Origin of the sequence: Priestia iocasae (assembly GCF_016909075.1) — a bacterium.
Taxonomy (GTDB): domain Bacteria; phylum Bacillota; class Bacilli; order Bacillales; family Bacillaceae_H; genus Priestia; species Priestia iocasae.
In genome coordinates this window covers 477,231-493,207 of the sequence record NZ_JAFBFC010000003.1, presented here as the reverse complement: position 1 = coordinate 493,207, position 15,977 = coordinate 477,231, and the positions used below count along the sequence as shown (strand labels likewise).

The window sequence follows — 15,977 nt, the reverse complement described above, 5'->3', positions numbered from 1 at the left end:
CTTTTTATTTAAGCTTTTCCAATGCGAGTTGAAACAGGCTTTTCGCCATTGTGAGCAAAAGGTTCAATAGAATACTCAACAATTTCTTCTGTTTTTGGCGCTACTTGTTGTTCATTTTTAGCTGGCTGTTGTTCGTGTCCTTGACGCTTGTGGTTAAAATGATGTCCTCTACCCATAGGGAGTGCCTCCTTTATTTTGAGGTTACATTTATAATATGGGAGACAACAAAACGGTTTATGCGTGGAAGAAGAAGGAGAGAGAAGTAACGATAAAAAAACCATCAGCTCTAGAGCTGATGGTTATGTTGTTTAATGCTGTTCTTCAGCAGCAACAAATTCTGGCTTTTGAGCGCCAATGAGTTCAAGTTCTTTTACAATTGACTTATACTCACCAATTGTAAGTGTTCCTTTTAAATACTCTTGCTGTGCAAAATCAAGAAGTTCATTGTGATGCGCTGGTTCATACTGTTTGCACTCAATAAAATTTTTGCGAAGTTCGTTCACACACATGTAAATCCCCTCCTAGTCCCCATTTGTTTTATCTTAACATGAATATCGAAACTTTCTTTTATTTGAAAAATTTAAACTTTCGACAAATACCAACAAATTATTGCGTAAGGAAAAGAAAGTGTGCCTACTTTTCCTAAAATCACCGATATGCTTGTATAGGCATATAATAAATCAATCATAAAAGGGAGGGTATTGCATGTATGCAACAAATCAGTATCATTCAAATGAACAACATCATGTTGATTTAAGTCAATTTTATCCGTTTCCTCAATATACACAACCGATGCGACCAATGCCAACATATTGGCAAGGAGCTTACATGCCATCGCAAGCTCCATTCGTTCAAATGCCATTTTCGCAAATGAATGGAGGGGTATATGCGCCACCACTTCAACAGCCGCTCCAACAGCCGCTTCAACAACCACTTCAGCAGCCTTTTCAACAACAACCATATATGATGAACGTAGGAAATCCTTATATGACACCCTATCCGAAGGCTAATCAAGGAATTAAACAGCAGCCTTCGCAAATGCAATCATTTATGTCTCAATTTAAAACGTCTAATGGAACATATGATATGAACAAAATGATGAATACTGCTGGGCAAATGATGGGGGCAGTGAATCAATTAACTTCGATTGTAAAAGGATTTGGTGGGATCTTTAAAATATAGATAGAAATTAATATTTCTGAAAAAACTTTTTTTTTCTTTTTTGTTTAATCCTCTACTATAATAAATTAAATTATTTTTAGTTTATGATTGAGGAGAACAGAAATGACCAGAATACTTATAATCATCATTGGATCGATACTTGTAGGGGTTGCGTATAATCTTTTTCTTATTCCACACGAAATATTAAGTAGTGGATTAAGTGGAGTGGCTATTATGCTTGGAATTATTACGCCTTTTAATACAGGATTGTTAAATTTTTTATTAAACTTACCTCTATTAATTTTAGGTGTTTTAAAGCTAGGCAAACGATTTATTTTTTACACAATTTTATCTGTTGTTGTGTTATCGGTAAGTTTATATGTCATTCCAATTATTCCAGTGTCTACAGAGCCTATTTTATCTTCTGTATTTGGTGGTGTACTAACGGGTATTGGGATTGGTCTCATTTTTCGTTCATCAGGTTCATCAGGTGGATTTGATATCATTGCTATGCTGCTCACTCAGAAGAAAGATTTCCCGCTAGGTGCGCTCATTTCTGCCATGAATGCTGTTGTGGTCATTGCTTCTGGATTTGTATTTACTTGGGATGCAGCTTTAAATACGATGGTAGCTATTTATGCAACGGGAAAAGTAGTAGATACAATTCATACAAAACATATAAAATTAACACTCATGATTGTGACCAGAAAAGGGGAAGAAATAAAGCAAAAATTTCTTTCAAGCTTATATCGTGGTGTAACGTTAATGGATGCAGAAGGTGCGTACTCTGGAGAAAGGCAGAAAATGCTAATGGTCGTCATTACTCGCTATCAATTAGCTGATGTCAAAAAAATGCTTCATGAAACAGATCCAAATGCATTTGTAAATATTACGGAAACAACTGAAGTGGTTGGGTCTTTTCACCGATCATAGTAATGACTTATTTATTTAAAGAAAAAACCTCCTCTTTATCCATGTGTGTTTAGGACTGGATGAAGGAGAAGGTTTTTCTTTTTAGTTATTTTCTCTTTTGAGATTCTAGATAATTTTTTCCTAAGAGTGCAAGTACTTCGTTATATGTTAGCCCTGATTGAGCATTTAGCCTTTTAACCTCTTCTATATTTGTGTTGCTTTGTATTGAATGATTTAAATTAAGAGTGTTTGAAGTATTGTTCAAATTTCTCATCTCGCTTATGAGTAAAATACGGATTTTTTTCTTCGTTTGTATCAGGATCTAAATGTGTTTTAATGACGAGTGTTGGTGTATCTGAAGGCTTTACATACATTTTCTTATTTGTAGTAGACATTTTCTTATCCTCTCCTTTTATCTTTAGTGTGATTTTTGCTGAAAAGAATATGTACAAACAATCATTCCAAATCATTCTTTTGATAGCAAAATTTAAGTGAAATAAAAAATAAGCAATGATCCACACTATCTAGTAAGTGAGAAAGGAGAGAAAAAGTATGTCTAAAAATAAACAAAATCGCCCTCAAAAAACAAATATGGAATTTGGCAAAGAGTTTACAAACAAACCTTCTAAACATGAAGCAGGAAATCAACCTAAAAAGAAATAAGAGGTGAGCATTATGACAAACAAAAATGATAATCGTGAACGTCAAAATAAATATCCTAATAATAAAATGAGTGAAGAATTTTCAAAGGAAGTATCAATTCAAAAAGACGCTACACCAGAACATAACGCAAAATATGGTCAACAATCGCACAAGAACTAATACAGTTGACTTAAGTCAGTTGTATTAATTCTTGCAATGATTATTAAGATTTAACATGTATTATTAGATTAATTTTTAAAAGTTGACATGAAATATCTTGTTTTATTGATCAATTGAACTTAATGAATGTAAGTTGGCTGTATGACGTGAGATGAGCTTTACTTCACTTCATACAGCTTTTATTAAAATCGAAGCTCTTGTTGGTTACCATCTTGGAAAATGCGCTTACTATTGTTTGAACTTTGACGTTCCACGACAGAACGATCGTTACTAATGAAGTTAGAGCGATGGCGATTGGAACGAGAGGGATTGCTATTGCCATTAGAGTTAAAAACGTCTCTATTAGCAGAGTCTTCAGTTTGACAGCGCTCTATCTCGTCGATTTGCTGTAGCTCTTCTTCTAATTCATTGAAATCTTCTTCAATCTCTGCATCGATGTCTGTGTCTGGTACTAAATCCGCTTCCTCAGATTGTTTTTCCTTAGGCTCCTGAAACATAAACCCACGAGGTTTGTTCGCTCCATCTTCTTGAACCTCTCCATTTAAGTCACGATTTCGAAAAAACACAGTTTTTCCCCCTTGAAATGTTGAATGTCTAGTAAAAGTTGTAAACAAAACAATAAAGTTTGTCTCTGCTTTTAATGTACGTAGAAAGAAAAAACATGCTCTAGTATAATTGTGTATTTTTCTGGAAATAGACTAGCATCCTTATTACCCATTCTATTAGGCAAGCGTTGAATTTATAAAGAAATAGGCTAATTACTAGAGTCAAACTCCTACCGTGACACGTATATATACAGCATGAATGACCAATATGGATATATATCAGGGAGGAAATAGTATAATGACTTATTATTTGCGCAGTAGCAATAATAATACCTCTGGGCATTTTTATACATCATTAAGACCTTTAATTGGAAAAACAGTAAAGGTTAACCGTGGTGGCCCCGAATCAAAATCTGGTACCTTATTAGATTTAAAGCATGATTATTTAGCTCTTGCTGTAGAAGGAAACTCTCATGTGTCTTATTATCAATTGAAACATGTTAAAAGTGTAACTGAAGATTCTAAAGTAAATGCTGATCAAAGTGATTCTAAAGTAAACACTGGTCAAAGCGATTCAGAACAAAAAATGGTATGTGTGAAAGAGAAATCATTTGTCACTTTATTAAAGCAGCTAAAGAATAATATGATTCAAATTAATCAAGGTGGTCCAGAGTCGACGAAGGTATTTTTAATTGATGTAACAGATTCTTACCTTGTTGTATTTAGTATGCAAAATGGCATTTCTTACTTTAATATGGGGCAAATCAAGAGTGTAACTCCTATCGAAGGGAAGTCACCTAACGTAAATTCTAAGGTTGGATATATTCGAACAAGTGGATTTGCAAGCTTATTTAAAGCGCTAATGACTAAATGGGTATCGCTTAATGTAGGTGGTCCAGAAGCTGTAGAAGGTATTGTTGTTCAAAGTTCTTCTAATAACATTATGCTTATTAAAAACATGGAGGTACTGCGCATTCAGTTAGTTCATATTCGAAGTGTGACGGAAGGTGCAAGAAACTCATTTAAAGCTCAACAAGAATCTTCAGGAGAAGCAGAAGAAGCAGCAGAAAATACCTCAACAGAAAATGCCTCAGAAGAAAGTAACTCAGCGGAAAATAGCTCACAAGAAAATACCTCAGCGGAAAATAACTTATCAGAAAGCAATTCAATAGAAAATAATGAATCAAACAAAGAAAATAAAGACAATAGTAAAGAAGACAAAAATTCGAAAGAAAATAAAGACAATAGTAAAGAAGACAAGAATTCGAAAGAAAATAAAGACAATAGTAAAGAAGACAAAAATTCGAAAGAAAATAAAGGCAATAGTAAAGAAGACAAAAATTCGAAAGAAAATAAAGACAATAGTAAAGAAGACAAAAATTCGAAAGAAAATAAAGGCAATAGTAAAGAAGACAAGAAGTCAAAAGAAAGTAAAGATAATAGTAAAGAAGACAAGAAATCAAAAGATGGAAAAGGTAAGGGGGATAAAGAGATAGACAATGAATCAGGTCAAGAAACGGTTGTGAAAACAAAAGAGTATCGGTGGAAAGGGTAAAAAGATTGGGTGCGATTCAGCACCCTTCTTCATCTATAAGGAAGGAGGTTACTAAAATTGGAAACCTCACTAAAACATTACATTGGAAAAGAGGTTAAGGTTGAAATTACAGGTAATACGATTTTTTTAGGAATACTAATTGATATAGGACTTGATATATTAGTGATTTATGATGGAAAACAATATTTATACATCCCGATGCTTCATGTGCACAGTGTAAAAAGATATACAGATGAAGAGATTAAAAGCGCAGACAGTGAAGAGACCATTTTTAATGAATCTGAAACAATTTCTTATCGAAAAATGCTTCAACATGCAAAGGGAAGATTTGTTGAAATCTATGTAACAGGAAATAAATCCATTCACGGCTATATTACAAGTGTACTTAATGATTATTTTGTCTTTTATTCACCTGTTTATAAAACAATGTGCATTTCTTTACATCATTTAAAATGGCTCACACCATATAATCACGAGTTAACACCCTACATGTTGAATAACGAAGAATTGCCTGTTAAACCATCTTCCATTCCTTTGTCTCGAACATTTGAAGAACAATTAAAGAAAGTTGAAGGAAATCTTGTTGTATTTGATTTAGGTGATAATCCTCAAAAAATTGGCGTGGTAAAGAGTATTGCAAATAATATTGTTCAGCTTATAACAGCAGATGGAGAAATGATGTTCTGCAAGCTTATGCATATCAAGACGATGCATCTTCCATAAGTAAGGTCAAGCCAATGAGTAAATGCTCATTGGTCCATTTTTTATCCGTATCTATTAAAAAGTAGCTATGAGCTTTCTAGTATGTGCATACATATTCATAGCGTAAGTGTAAGGTGAAGAACAGAAAATATTATTAGATTTTTTAGAAAATTATATTGACAACTACATATAGTTTTATTAAAGTGGATATCAAATAGTTTATACATGAAATGAAAATAAGCAACTCTTATCCAGAGAGGCGGAGGGACTGGCCCTATGATGCCCAGCAACCATCAAATTTTTAAATGATTTGAACGGTGCTAATTCCTGTAGGACATTAAATTGTTCTAACAGATGAGAGAAAGTGTGAAATAAAAGCACTCTTCCATCTGTGAAGAGTGTTTTTTTATTTAAAAAAGGAGAGAACAACATGCATATTGAAACACAACTTGTACGATCAGGAATGAAAAGAGATGTAGCGACAGGGTCCATTACAACACCTATTTATCAAGCTTCAACATTTGAACATCCACGATTAGGAGAAAGTACGGGTTATGACTATGCTAGGACTGCCAATCCCACAAGATCAGCGTTAGAAGAAGCAATTGCAAATCTTGAAGGTGGAAGAGTGGGGTTAGCTTTTGCTTCTGGAATGGCTGCTATTACATCTGTATTATTACTTTTTAAAAATGGAGATCACCTTGTTGTGTCAGAAGATTTATACGGAGGAACGTACCGTGTGTTAAGTGATATTTTGTCGGAGCATGGTGTAACTGTCACCTATGTTAATACGGCAAATATTGACGAGGTAAACCAGGCCATTCAATCAAATACAAAAGCACTTTTTATTGAAACACCAACTAATCCAATGATGCATGTAACAGATTTAGAGCGTGTAATCCAGATTGCGAATGACCATGCTCTTTATACCATTGTGGACAATACATTTATGTCACCTTATTATCAACGTCCGATTGAATTAGGAGCAGATATTGTTATCCATAGTGCAAGTAAATATATTGGCGGTCATAACGACGTAGTAGCTGGATTGGTTGTTACACGATGTAGTGAACTTGGAGAAAAGATTAGATTTTATCAAAATGCTGTTGGTGCTATATTGGGCCCTCAAGATAGTTGGTTATTAGTAAGAGGAATGAAGACATTAGGATTACGAATGGAAAAACATAATGAAAATGCGTTAAAAATTGCTAAGTGGCTAACAAGTCGTAGCGAAATTGAAAAAGTCTACTATCCTGGTCTTGAAACACATCCGGGACATGAAGTAATGAAAAAGCAGGCAAGCGGATTTGGAGGAATGATTTCCTTTGCCGTGAAAGATTCCGAGATCGTTCCATTTATTCTTGAACACGTCAAAATTATTACATTTGCAGAGAGCTTAGGAGGAGTAGAAAGCTTAATCACATTTCCCGCTCGTCAAACTCATGCAGATATTCCAGAAGAAATACGTAATCGAATTGGTGTAACAAAATGTTTACTGCGTTTTTCCGTAGGAATTGAGCATGCAGATGATTTAATTCGAGACTTAGAGGAGGTATTTGATGCATACAGAAAATGAGAAGAGTGAAGAGAACTGTCAGTTTGGAACAAAATTAATTCATGCAAAAACAGGTATAGAAGGACATTATGGAGCAGTGAATGTTCCGATTTATCAAGTGTCCACTTTTAATCAAGAAGCAGAGGACAATCATGGACGGTATGATTATTCTCGTTCTGGAAACCCAACAAGAGAAGCATTAGAAAATACGATTACACATCTTGAAAATGGAGAAGCTGGTTTTGCTTTTTCGTCGGGTATGGCAGCAATTTCTTCTGTTCTTTGTTTATTCCAAGCAGGAGATGAGATTATCGTATCACATGATATCTATGGTGGAACCTATCGTGTGTTAACACAGCTTTTTTCCCGATTTGGTATTAAAGCAGTGTTCGTCGATACTACAAACATTGAAGATGTAGAAAAGGCTATTACACATGCAACAAAAGGAATTTATATTGAAAGCCCTTCAAATCCATTTTTACACATTACAGATATTGAAAAGATTTCATTAATAGCCGAAGAACATCAGTTAGTGACGATTGTTGACAATACATTCATGACGCCGTATTTACAACGTCCAATCGAACTTGGAGCTCATATTGTTATTCATAGTGCAACAAAGTATTTAGGAGGACACAGCGATGTTGTAGCAGGTCTTGTAGTTGTTTCTACTAAGAAACTTGCTAGTGAAGTGAAATTTGTTCAAAATGCATTTGGAGCAATCTTGGGACCTCAAGACAGTTCATTAGTATTGAGGGGCATCAAAACGCTAAAAGTACGTCTAGATCAACAACAAAAAACAGCTATTAAGTTAGCAGAGTGGCTAAATCATCATTCACTTGTCGAAGATGTTTATTATCCAGGCTTAATTCAACATCCTCATTATGCATTAGCGTCCAAACAAGCAAGTGGGTATGGAGCAATTATCTCATTTAAATTAAAAGACGAAGCGTTAACGAAACATTTCTTAAAAACGATAAAATTGGCATCAATTGGCGTTAGTTTAGGTGGAGTGGAGTCCATTTTGACTCATCCAGCAACAATGTCACATGCAAGTATACCTAAAGAAGTGAGGGAGGAAAAAGGGATAACCGAAACATTACTTCGCATTTCTGTTGGACTAGAAGAGAATGAAGATTTACAAAACGATTTTGAAAGGGCGTTAAAAACATTTGTAAGAAGTCTACCTATTTAAAAAGTCATCAAATAAATCAACAAGGATGTAGCTGTGTCGAATAGAATGCATTTTGCATCTTTTAGACACAGCTACGTTAACTTTCATATCCTCTTTAAGCAAGTTCTTCATAGACATTCGTATACTGCTCAATGAGGGCAAGCTTTTCATTTGTTTCTAATGAACTAGTAAGGATACGCTTTATAGCCCAATGATACTTTACATGAGCTGTCTTTCTGACACGAGGGTGAGTCATCTCATCAAGCAAATCTTTTTTGATCGCTTGAAGCAATACCTCTTTGCTATTATCGCTTTGTTCACTTGCGAATGAACGACTAGACCATAATTGTTTATAGCAGTGAAGCAATTGATCTGAATTCATTTATAACCTCCTTATGCACCATTGCTTCACTTATTATAGTACAAATAAAGGTTCATTAATAATGATAAATGACTTTAGCAATAGCAGAAATTGTGAGTTGTTGTGATTGAATAGGAGGAGCACTAGAAGCACCGAAAACAGCCATTTTTTGATAGCTTTCAATCCCTTGTGTAGAAAATGGCGTTTCTTCTACTACTTCACTCGGAAACGGATTAATTGTAACTTTAATCGTTTCAGCAATGACGTTTGCTTTCTCTTGTGCATTTAAAAGGGCTTCTGTTAATGCTTGATTGTAATATTGTTCAGGGTTTTCAACGCTAAACTGGATATCTTGGGCAATATTCGCTCCATTTGATATGGCTACTTCATATACCTGACCTGCTTGCTTGACATCGTTTACTGTGATAGTGAAAAGATGTTGAACCTCGTATCCAACTAGTTTAGACTTTCCATCTGAATAATCATATTGTGGATTCACAAAAAAGGATTTTGTTTCAATTTGTTGATCAGAAATTCCTATATTATTTAATGCAGTAATCATTTGTGTAGAAATGGTTGCGTTATTCCGAAGTGCTTCTTGAACATTTTTATGCTCTGTCCGGACACCAATGACCAATGAAATAGTATCAGGATCTACCTCAATACTTCCGTTACCAGTGACAGTTATTGTTTGGTTTTGTGTACGCGATGGATAGTTGTAAGAAGTTGAGTAGTTAGGGTGAAAAGGTGGCTGCATAGAAAATCCTCTCCTTTTGAAATCTTATGCTATACAATTATATGTAGGAAAGAAGAGTTCATCATAAAAAAATCAGCGAGTAGAAGAAAAGCCTACTCGCTGATTTTACGTTATTCTTATTTTGTTTCTTCTTCAAGTGTTTCTTCCATCTCATCAAATTTACTTTGAACCTTTTTAGAAGGATCTTTTGTAAGGAAGCTTACAATAATAACGGCTAGTAAACTTAAGAAGAATCCTGGAATCATTTCATACATGAAATCTTTTAATACGGGAATGTTTACCCAAATGAGAACAGTCCCGGCACCAACGATCATACCAGCTAATGCACCCCAACGTGTCATTTGCTTCCAATATAAACTTAATAAAATAGCTGGTCCAAATGCTGCACCAAATCCTGCCCAAGCATAACCAACAAGACCTAAAATTGTATCGCTTGGATTATATGATAAAGCGATCGCAATTAAGGCAACAGCGAACACGGCAATGCGCCCAACTGTTACAAGCTCTTTATCAGAAGCACTGCGACGGAAGAATGCTTTATAAAAATCTTCCGTGACTGCACTAGATGTTACAAGGAGCTGAGAAGAAATGGTGCTCATAATTGCAGCTAAAATGGCAGCCAATAAGAATCCAGTAATGAGTGGGTGAAACAATACTTGTGCAAAGACAATAAAGATTGTTTCTGGGTCAGATAACGTTGTAGCCGTTTGATCCACATAAGCAATTCCGACTAAGCCTGTAAACATCGCGCCAATAATAGAGATAATCATCCAAGCCATTCCAATACGACGCGCAGGTTTTAACTCTTTTACTGATGAAATAGCCATAAAACGAACGATAATATGAGGCTGTCCGAAATAACCAAGTCCCCATGCTAAGAATGATAATAGTCCAATAAATGATGTACCTTTAAAGAAATCTAAGTAAGTCGGATCAAGAGTACGAATTGTATCAAAGGTAGGTCCAACTCCTCCTAAGTCTGTTAAAGCGACAATAGGTACTAAAATAAGTGCAATAAACATGATAATACCTTGAACAAAATCTGTTAAGCTAACCGCTAAAAATCCACCAAATAGCGTATAAGCAATAACAACACCAGCCGTTACAAATAAACCAACTTTGTAATCAAGCCCGAACGATGATTCGAATAATGTTCCACCTGATACCATACCTGCTGAAGTGTATAGTGTGAAGAAAATGAAGATAACAACAGCTGATACTGTTCGAAGAATTTTGGATTGATCTCTGAAGCGGTTTTCAAAAAAGTCAGGGATTGTAATTGAGTCATTTGCTACTTCCGTGTATGTGCGAAGGCGAGGAGCAAGAATTAAGTAGTTTACATAAGCACCAATTGATAAACCAACGGCAATCCATAAACTTGAAACTCCGGTTGTATACATAGCACCTGGTAATCCCATTAGCATCCAACCACTCATGTCGGAAGCACCAGCTGATAGTGCTGTTACCGCAGGGCCTAGTCCACGCCCTCCTAGCATGTATCCCGAAATATCATCGGTTGATTTTTTATAAGCGTAATATCCAATACCTAGCATTCCGGCAAAATAAATCGCCAGTGCTATAAAAACTTCTACTTCCACAATATCTCTCCTTTGTTTTTAGTATGTACATTTAGAAAAATGCGGCATATCAACGTTTTATTGCTTATGGTTTCTTAACCTAACAAAGAATTCCCCAAGTATCAAGTGATTAAACGCTAGGAAATTGTTAGAAAAGTTTGCGCAATCCCTTACTTTAATAGTAATGAAAGCGATTTCAATATTATTAAAAAGTAAAACTATTCAGAATTTTATATCGTAAAAGATGACCGGTTTTTAAATAGAAATGTTTGTATGACTTTATTAATAGTTTGTGCACTATTTTTAAAAACATACAAATGACCGGCCCATATGATTTTAATGTAATTTTACTAGGTCCAACAAACTGAAAATGAAGGTTTAACATGTGTTAAAAAAGTAAAAAACCTTATGTCTATAATATGACACAAGGTTTTAGAAACTATTTATTTGCAACTGATGAGCAATGCTCATACATAAAAAATTTGATTTAAAGAAGAAAACTCATTGTTAGAGAAGTGCGTCTTACAAAGCAAAAGTTATAAATCCTTAATCTCTTTTAGGAAGGTTTCGTGTAAAGATAGAGATTGTTTACTATTTATAATGGCTTGTTCCTTCATACTATTAATAGAAGTGGGAAATGAGAAGAGTTTTTCAATGTTGTTACGAAGCGTAATTGTTTGAACTTGAAGGCGACTATTATTCCGTGTTAGCTGTGTCTTTGAAGCTAAGTGAAAGCCCCAATCACCAAACGATGGAACAATCGTATGGTAACTTGTAACGTTAAAGCCTGCTGATTGGATTGTCTTAGCAATGCTCCAATAAACAATCGGCGTATCTTCTGGAGAATTTGACTGACAGACAATGATTCCATCATCTGAAAGAAAACGATGAATGTTAGTATAAAATTCAACGGTATATAAATTACTTGTAATCTCATTTGTAGGATCTGGAAAGTCGACAATAATTATGTCGTAAGGGGGAATGTTGCCTGTCAAAAACTTATTTGCATCTTGGCAGTGAATATTAGCGCGACTATCGTAAAAAGATTGTTTATTTAAGGTGACTAGGTTAGGGTTATTTGCTGCTGCGTTTAGAACGATAGGGTCTAAATCAACAAGGTCTACATGTAATACTTGCTGATACTTTAATACTTCTCTTAGAGCAAGTCCATCACCACCACCGACAATAAGAACACGGCTTGCATGTGGAACAAATAGAAAAGCAGGATGAACAAGTGCTTCGTGGTAAATGTGCTCATCTAGAGAGCTAAATTGCAACTGCTCATCTAAATAAAGGCGAAGGTCCGTGGCTTCAACGAGTTGAACATGTTGATAAGGACTATTTTCTTGGATAATCATGTTGTGGTTTTGTTGCTGAATAGCTTGTAAGCTAATCTGATCCCATTCATCTACTGTTGTATTTACTGCTTTTTTATTGTTCGTTACTTTTGTAGGCACATTACGAGTTTTATTTTGTGAATAATCTCGCTTTTTGTGGTAGTAAGGAGAAAGCCATAAATTAGCAGGCTTTTTATTCAACATTTGTTTCCCCTCCTTCATCTTTGCGTGTATCTAAAATGGTTGAAGAGATTTGTTGTTTTTGCTTTTCACCACGAGGAAGATAATAAACATTTGCGTAATTAGATTCAAGGCCCTCTAAAAGCGTAGTAATTTCAGTCATTGGATTTCCATCACCGCATGTATATAAGTCAAGTGCAGCATATCCTTCTTCAGGCCATGTGTGAATGGAGAAATGAGATGTTCCAAGTACGATAACCCCTGTGATGCCTTCGGGGTGAAACTGATGAAAATGAGTATGAAGCACTTCCATATGAAGTGTTTTCGTTATCTGTAAAAGTAGTTCTTCTAACCGTTGAATATCATTGAGGACAGAAGGGTTACAAGAGAATGCGTCAACCACCATATGATGACCATTTATTTCCATTTATCACTATTCCTTTCTATTATAAGCTACTAGTTTATCGTATGTACAAGCAAAGAAAAGGACTGTGTGTCTATCATTATTCTCGATAAATATAAATAAAAAAACTAGAAACAGGCTATTGATAACCTTATCAATAGCCTGTTTCTATGATTACTAAAAGTATTATTTAACTTAATTAACGAGCATTTGGGAATACGCGACGTACAACTTCATTAAATTCATCGAGTAAACCTGTAAGAGGACGTCCTGATTCAATTTTATTTACGTAGTTACCCATGCGGTTAACAAAGTCAGGGTTAGTTGATACGTAAACATTATTAATATCAGGATCAGCTGCCTTTACTTCATCAGAAATTTTACGTTCAATTTCTTTTGTAAGTTCACCTTCTGTGTTGTTTTCTAATACTGCTCCTACGTAGGCATTTTGGTTTGTCACGATAATATTTGCTTGACGTACTTCTCCAAGCTTCACGACACGATCACCAGCTTCATTTGCCACTCGTATACGTTCTTCTTGATTGTTTTGAACTCTATTTTCTGTATCGTTAACATTTTCATACACAACGTTTCGTGCGTCTTGTTGCCCCATTAGCTCGTTTTTGTTTTGACCTTGTTCATTTGTGGCACAACCGACGAGTGAGAAAATAGCTAACGAACTAATGAAAAGAGCTGACATTCCTTTTATCATTTTGTATTCCTCCTTAATATAAGTATTCACTGTTTAGGATGAGTTAAAGATCTAAGATTTATTCTAGTCAACATGTTGAAGGTTTTAATTGACGTTTACGTAAACGTCAATTAAAATATAAGAAAATTCAGAAAAAAGAAAGGTTTCATCATGAACTATACCATTTCTCAAATAACAAAAGAATTTAATATCAGTGCCCGGACCATTCGATATTACGAAGAACGGGGATTAATGACCCCTATACGAACGACGAAGGGACAGCGTCTATACACAAAACAAAACCGAACGGTGTTAAAGCTTATTTTAAGGGGAAAACGATTTGGTTTTTCGTTAGAAGAGATTCAGGAAATGATTGAGTTATTTGATGTAGACCAGACAGGGATTGCACAGCTTGAAACAACAGTCGCTTATGGAAAAAAGAAAGTAGAAGAAATGAATCAACAAATTCAAGAGATGATGGAACTAAGAGACGAAATGAACGAATTCTTAAGAAAATTTGAGCAAATCTTACAAAAAGGGGAGAAGGGAAATGAGTGAAAAACAGTTGTTTCATTGTGATCCAAATCTAAAGCGAATTTTACAAAAGCACCTAGATAAAGAAATGTTTGAATATGCTGAAAGACATTTGCAGTCTTTTTGGAATCTTTGTCAAAATGAATTTGACGAAAGAGCCACACATACAGATCAACAAGGCCAGCCTAAACTAATTAAATATGACCGATACGGAAATGATTGCTCTTATGTTTGGTTAAATGAAGGGTACAAACAAACGGTCAAACAAACATATAACACAGGGATTGTAGGATATGTACACAAACCAATTCCTGAGCTAGGTCGACGTGGAAATTACGTATACTCTTATGCGCAAGGATATTTATTATCGCAAGTAGAACCAGGCTTTTATTGTCCAGTTACACTAACAATGGCTACCGCTTATTTACTTGAACATTATGCAGATGAAGCGTTAAAACAAAAATACCTTCCTCATGTGCTGTCTACAGGAGAAGTAGAATTATATGAAGGAGCCACGTTTCTAACTGAACGACAAGGAGGGTCAGATGTAGGAGCAAATGAAACAAAAGCAGTTAAAGACGGAGAGGCGTATAAGTTATATGGAGAAAAATATTTTGCGAGCAATGCAGGAGCTTGTGGGGTAGCAACGGTGCTTGCACGTATAGAAGGAGCAGAAAAAGGAACGAAAGGATTAAGCTTATTTCTTGTACCTTGGAAAAAAGAAGATGGGACGCTCAATGACTTATCGATTCGTCGGTTGAAAGATAAGCTAGGTGTTCGTGCGGTTCCTTCTGCAGAAGTCGTACTAGAAGGAGCCACAGCCTATTTAATTGGAGAAGCGTCTAAAGGCTTTTACTACATGATGGAAGCGCTTAATCTTTCGAGAGTATGTAATGCCATCGCATCGATAGGGATTATGAAACGAGCTTACGATGAAGCGAAAGCATATGCCGATCAACGAAATGCATTTGGCAAAAAGCTGACAGACTATCCAATGATTCAAGAAACATTAGTAGAGCTAGCCGTTAAGCAAGAGGTGCAAACAAGTGCCTGCTTTGAGCTTATTTCATTATTTGATCACGTAATGAAGGAGCCAAATGAGTCGTCTAAAGAGGAAAAAGCATTAAATCGCTTGTTTATTGCGCTGTTAAAAATGCGTACAGCAGAAGAAGCTATTCATTTTTCCCATGAAGCCATTGAGATACATGGTGGCAATGGTTACATTGAAGATTTTGTGACGCCACGACTATTGAGAGATGCACAAGTATTAACGGTTTGGGAAGGAACGGCAAATACGTTAGGGTTAGAAATACTTCGTTTGCTTCATAAATATAACATTCAGCATTTATTTAACGAGCACATTGAGAAAATGTTGAACACTTTATCAAATGATTGGAGAACGGAGATTAATCAAATTAAAGATCAGATGATGAAGTTAACCGAGTTAGTGCATCATGTGTTAAAACAAAACAAAGAAATTCAAACCTATTATGCGAAGAAAATGGCCAATCAAATGTGTGATATCTACTTGTGCGCAGTTGCGCTTTGCAATGCTGCAGCTGGAGGAGAAAGAGAAAAAGCCATTGCAAAGCTTTGCTTGCGTTTTACATGGGGACATTCTCTTATTCATGATGATCTCCTGCCATTAACGTATTTTAAAGCCATCGTTTTACAAGAAAGAAATCGCATGTTGCATACATGAAGCCATGTT

The 15,977-nt window shown here is 35.4% G+C and carries 19 protein-coding genes and 1 riboswitch; of the genes, 9 read left to right on the top strand and 10 right to left on the bottom strand.

Annotated features, from left to right (window positions below; translation table 11 throughout):
* Window positions 1–8: 8 nt before the first annotated feature.
* Both JOC83_RS10690 and yppF read right to left on the bottom strand, forming a co-directional pair.
* Entirely contained in the window at window positions 9–176 is a 168-nt protein-coding gene (locus JOC83_RS10690) for a hypothetical protein (protein ID WP_205186960.1), read from the bottom strand.
* Window positions 177–308: 132 nt separating this feature from the next.
* Window positions 309–509 (bottom strand): YppF family protein, encoded by a 201-nt coding sequence (yppF, locus tag JOC83_RS10685; RefSeq protein ID WP_205186959.1) that lies wholly within the window; start codon window positions 507–509, stop codon window positions 309–311.
* A 196-nt stretch (window positions 510–705) separates the two neighbouring features.
* Between yppF and JOC83_RS10680 the strand changes: the two genes are divergently transcribed.
* Window positions 706–1,182, top strand: coding sequence for a YppG family protein (locus tag JOC83_RS10680; protein WP_205186958.1), 477 nt, complete (start codon window positions 706–708; stop codon window positions 1,180–1,182).
* A gap of 102 nt (window positions 1,183–1,284) precedes the next feature.
* Entirely contained in the window at window positions 1,285–2,094 is an 810-nt protein-coding gene (locus JOC83_RS10675; protein ID WP_205186957.1) for a YitT family protein, read from the top strand.
* A 218-nt stretch (window positions 2,095–2,312) separates the two neighbouring features.
* Here the strand turns inward: JOC83_RS10675 and JOC83_RS10670 are convergent, their stop codons facing one another.
* On the bottom strand, window positions 2,313–2,468 hold the full coding sequence (locus JOC83_RS10670) for a hypothetical protein (protein WP_205186956.1): 156 nt from the start codon (window positions 2,466–2,468) through the stop codon (window positions 2,313–2,315).
* A gap of 280 nt (window positions 2,469–2,748) precedes the next feature.
* On the opposite strand from JOC83_RS10670, the gene JOC83_RS10665 reads away from it, so the two are divergent.
* Window positions 2,749–2,895: a hypothetical protein gene (locus JOC83_RS10665; protein WP_205186954.1), complete on the top strand. Its 147-nt coding sequence runs from the start codon at window positions 2,749–2,751 to the stop codon at window positions 2,893–2,895.
* Window positions 2,896–3,077: 182 nt separating this feature from the next.
* Here the strand turns inward: JOC83_RS10665 and JOC83_RS10660 are convergent, their stop codons facing one another.
* Window positions 3,078–3,461, bottom strand: coding sequence for a hypothetical protein (locus tag JOC83_RS10660; protein WP_205186951.1), 384 nt, complete (start codon window positions 3,459–3,461; stop codon window positions 3,078–3,080).
* A gap of 277 nt (window positions 3,462–3,738) precedes the next feature.
* On the opposite strand from JOC83_RS10660, the gene JOC83_RS10655 reads away from it, so the two are divergent.
* The 4 genes from JOC83_RS10655 to JOC83_RS10640 all read left to right on the top strand — a co-directional run bounded on the left by JOC83_RS10655 (window position 3,739) and on the right by JOC83_RS10640 (window position 8,447).
* Window positions 3,739–4,995, top strand: coding sequence for a hypothetical protein (locus tag JOC83_RS10655; protein ID WP_205186949.1), 1,257 nt, complete (start codon window positions 3,739–3,741; stop codon window positions 4,993–4,995).
* Between the two features lie 57 nt (window positions 4,996–5,052).
* Window positions 5,053–5,718, top strand: coding sequence for a DUF2642 domain-containing protein (locus JOC83_RS10650; protein ID WP_205186947.1), 666 nt, complete (start codon window positions 5,053–5,055; stop codon window positions 5,716–5,718).
* A 223-nt stretch (window positions 5,719–5,941) separates the two neighbouring features.
* Window positions 5,942–6,058, top strand: a riboswitch (SAM riboswitch).
* 69 nt (window positions 6,059–6,127) lie between these two features.
* Complete coding sequence (locus JOC83_RS10645; protein ID WP_205186946.1) at window positions 6,128–7,273, top strand: trans-sulfuration enzyme family protein; 1,146 nt, start codon at window positions 6,128–6,130, stop codon at window positions 7,271–7,273.
* Window positions 7,257–8,447, top strand: coding sequence for a trans-sulfuration enzyme family protein (locus tag JOC83_RS10640; RefSeq protein WP_205186944.1), 1,191 nt, complete (start codon window positions 7,257–7,259; stop codon window positions 8,445–8,447). The genes JOC83_RS10645 and JOC83_RS10640 overlap by 17 nt, the downstream gene beginning before the upstream one ends.
* A 94-nt stretch (window positions 8,448–8,541) precedes the next feature.
* Here the strand turns inward: JOC83_RS10640 and JOC83_RS10635 are convergent, their stop codons facing one another.
* From JOC83_RS10635 to JOC83_RS10610, 6 genes are all read right to left on the bottom strand, one after another.
* A complete protein-coding gene (locus JOC83_RS10635; RefSeq protein WP_205186942.1) occupies window positions 8,542–8,808 on the bottom strand; it encodes a hypothetical protein in 267 nt (88 codons plus the stop codon).
* Window positions 8,809–8,863: 55 nt separating this feature from the next.
* Complete coding sequence (locus JOC83_RS10630; RefSeq protein ID WP_205186940.1) at window positions 8,864–9,544, bottom strand: SIMPL domain-containing protein; 681 nt, start codon at window positions 9,542–9,544, stop codon at window positions 8,864–8,866.
* Between the two features lie 116 nt (window positions 9,545–9,660).
* A complete protein-coding gene (gene putP, locus JOC83_RS10625) occupies window positions 9,661–11,142 on the bottom strand; it encodes a sodium/proline symporter PutP (protein WP_205186938.1) in 1,482 nt (493 codons plus the stop codon).
* Window positions 11,143–11,657: 515 nt separating this feature from the next.
* Complete coding sequence (locus JOC83_RS10620; protein WP_205186936.1) at window positions 11,658–12,662, bottom strand: spermine/spermidine synthase domain-containing protein; 1,005 nt, start codon at window positions 12,660–12,662, stop codon at window positions 11,658–11,660.
* Window positions 12,652–13,065 (bottom strand): adenosylmethionine decarboxylase, encoded by a 414-nt coding sequence (speD, locus tag JOC83_RS10615; protein ID WP_205186934.1) that lies wholly within the window; start codon window positions 13,063–13,065, stop codon window positions 12,652–12,654. Before speD ends, JOC83_RS10620 begins: the two co-directional genes overlap by 11 nt.
* A 175-nt stretch (window positions 13,066–13,240) precedes the next feature.
* The gene (locus JOC83_RS10610; RefSeq protein ID WP_239583456.1) at window positions 13,241–13,753 is read right to left on the bottom strand and encodes a YhcN/YlaJ family sporulation lipoprotein; all 513 of its coding nucleotides are present in this window, start codon (window positions 13,751–13,753) and stop codon (window positions 13,241–13,243) included.
* Between the two features lie 150 nt (window positions 13,754–13,903).
* Between JOC83_RS10610 and JOC83_RS10605 the strand changes: the two genes are divergently transcribed.
* Both JOC83_RS10605 and JOC83_RS10600 read left to right on the top strand, forming a co-directional pair.
* Window positions 13,904–14,290 carry a MerR family transcriptional regulator gene (locus JOC83_RS10605; protein ID WP_205186932.1) on the top strand — a complete coding sequence of 129 codons (387 nt, stop codon included), beginning with the start codon at window positions 13,904–13,906 and terminating at the stop codon, window positions 14,288–14,290.
* Window positions 14,283–15,968, top strand: coding sequence for an acyl-CoA dehydrogenase family protein (locus tag JOC83_RS10600; RefSeq protein ID WP_205186931.1), 1,686 nt, complete (start codon window positions 14,283–14,285; stop codon window positions 15,966–15,968). Before JOC83_RS10605 ends, JOC83_RS10600 begins: the two co-directional genes overlap by 8 nt.
* Window positions 15,969–15,977: the final 9 nt, after the last annotated feature.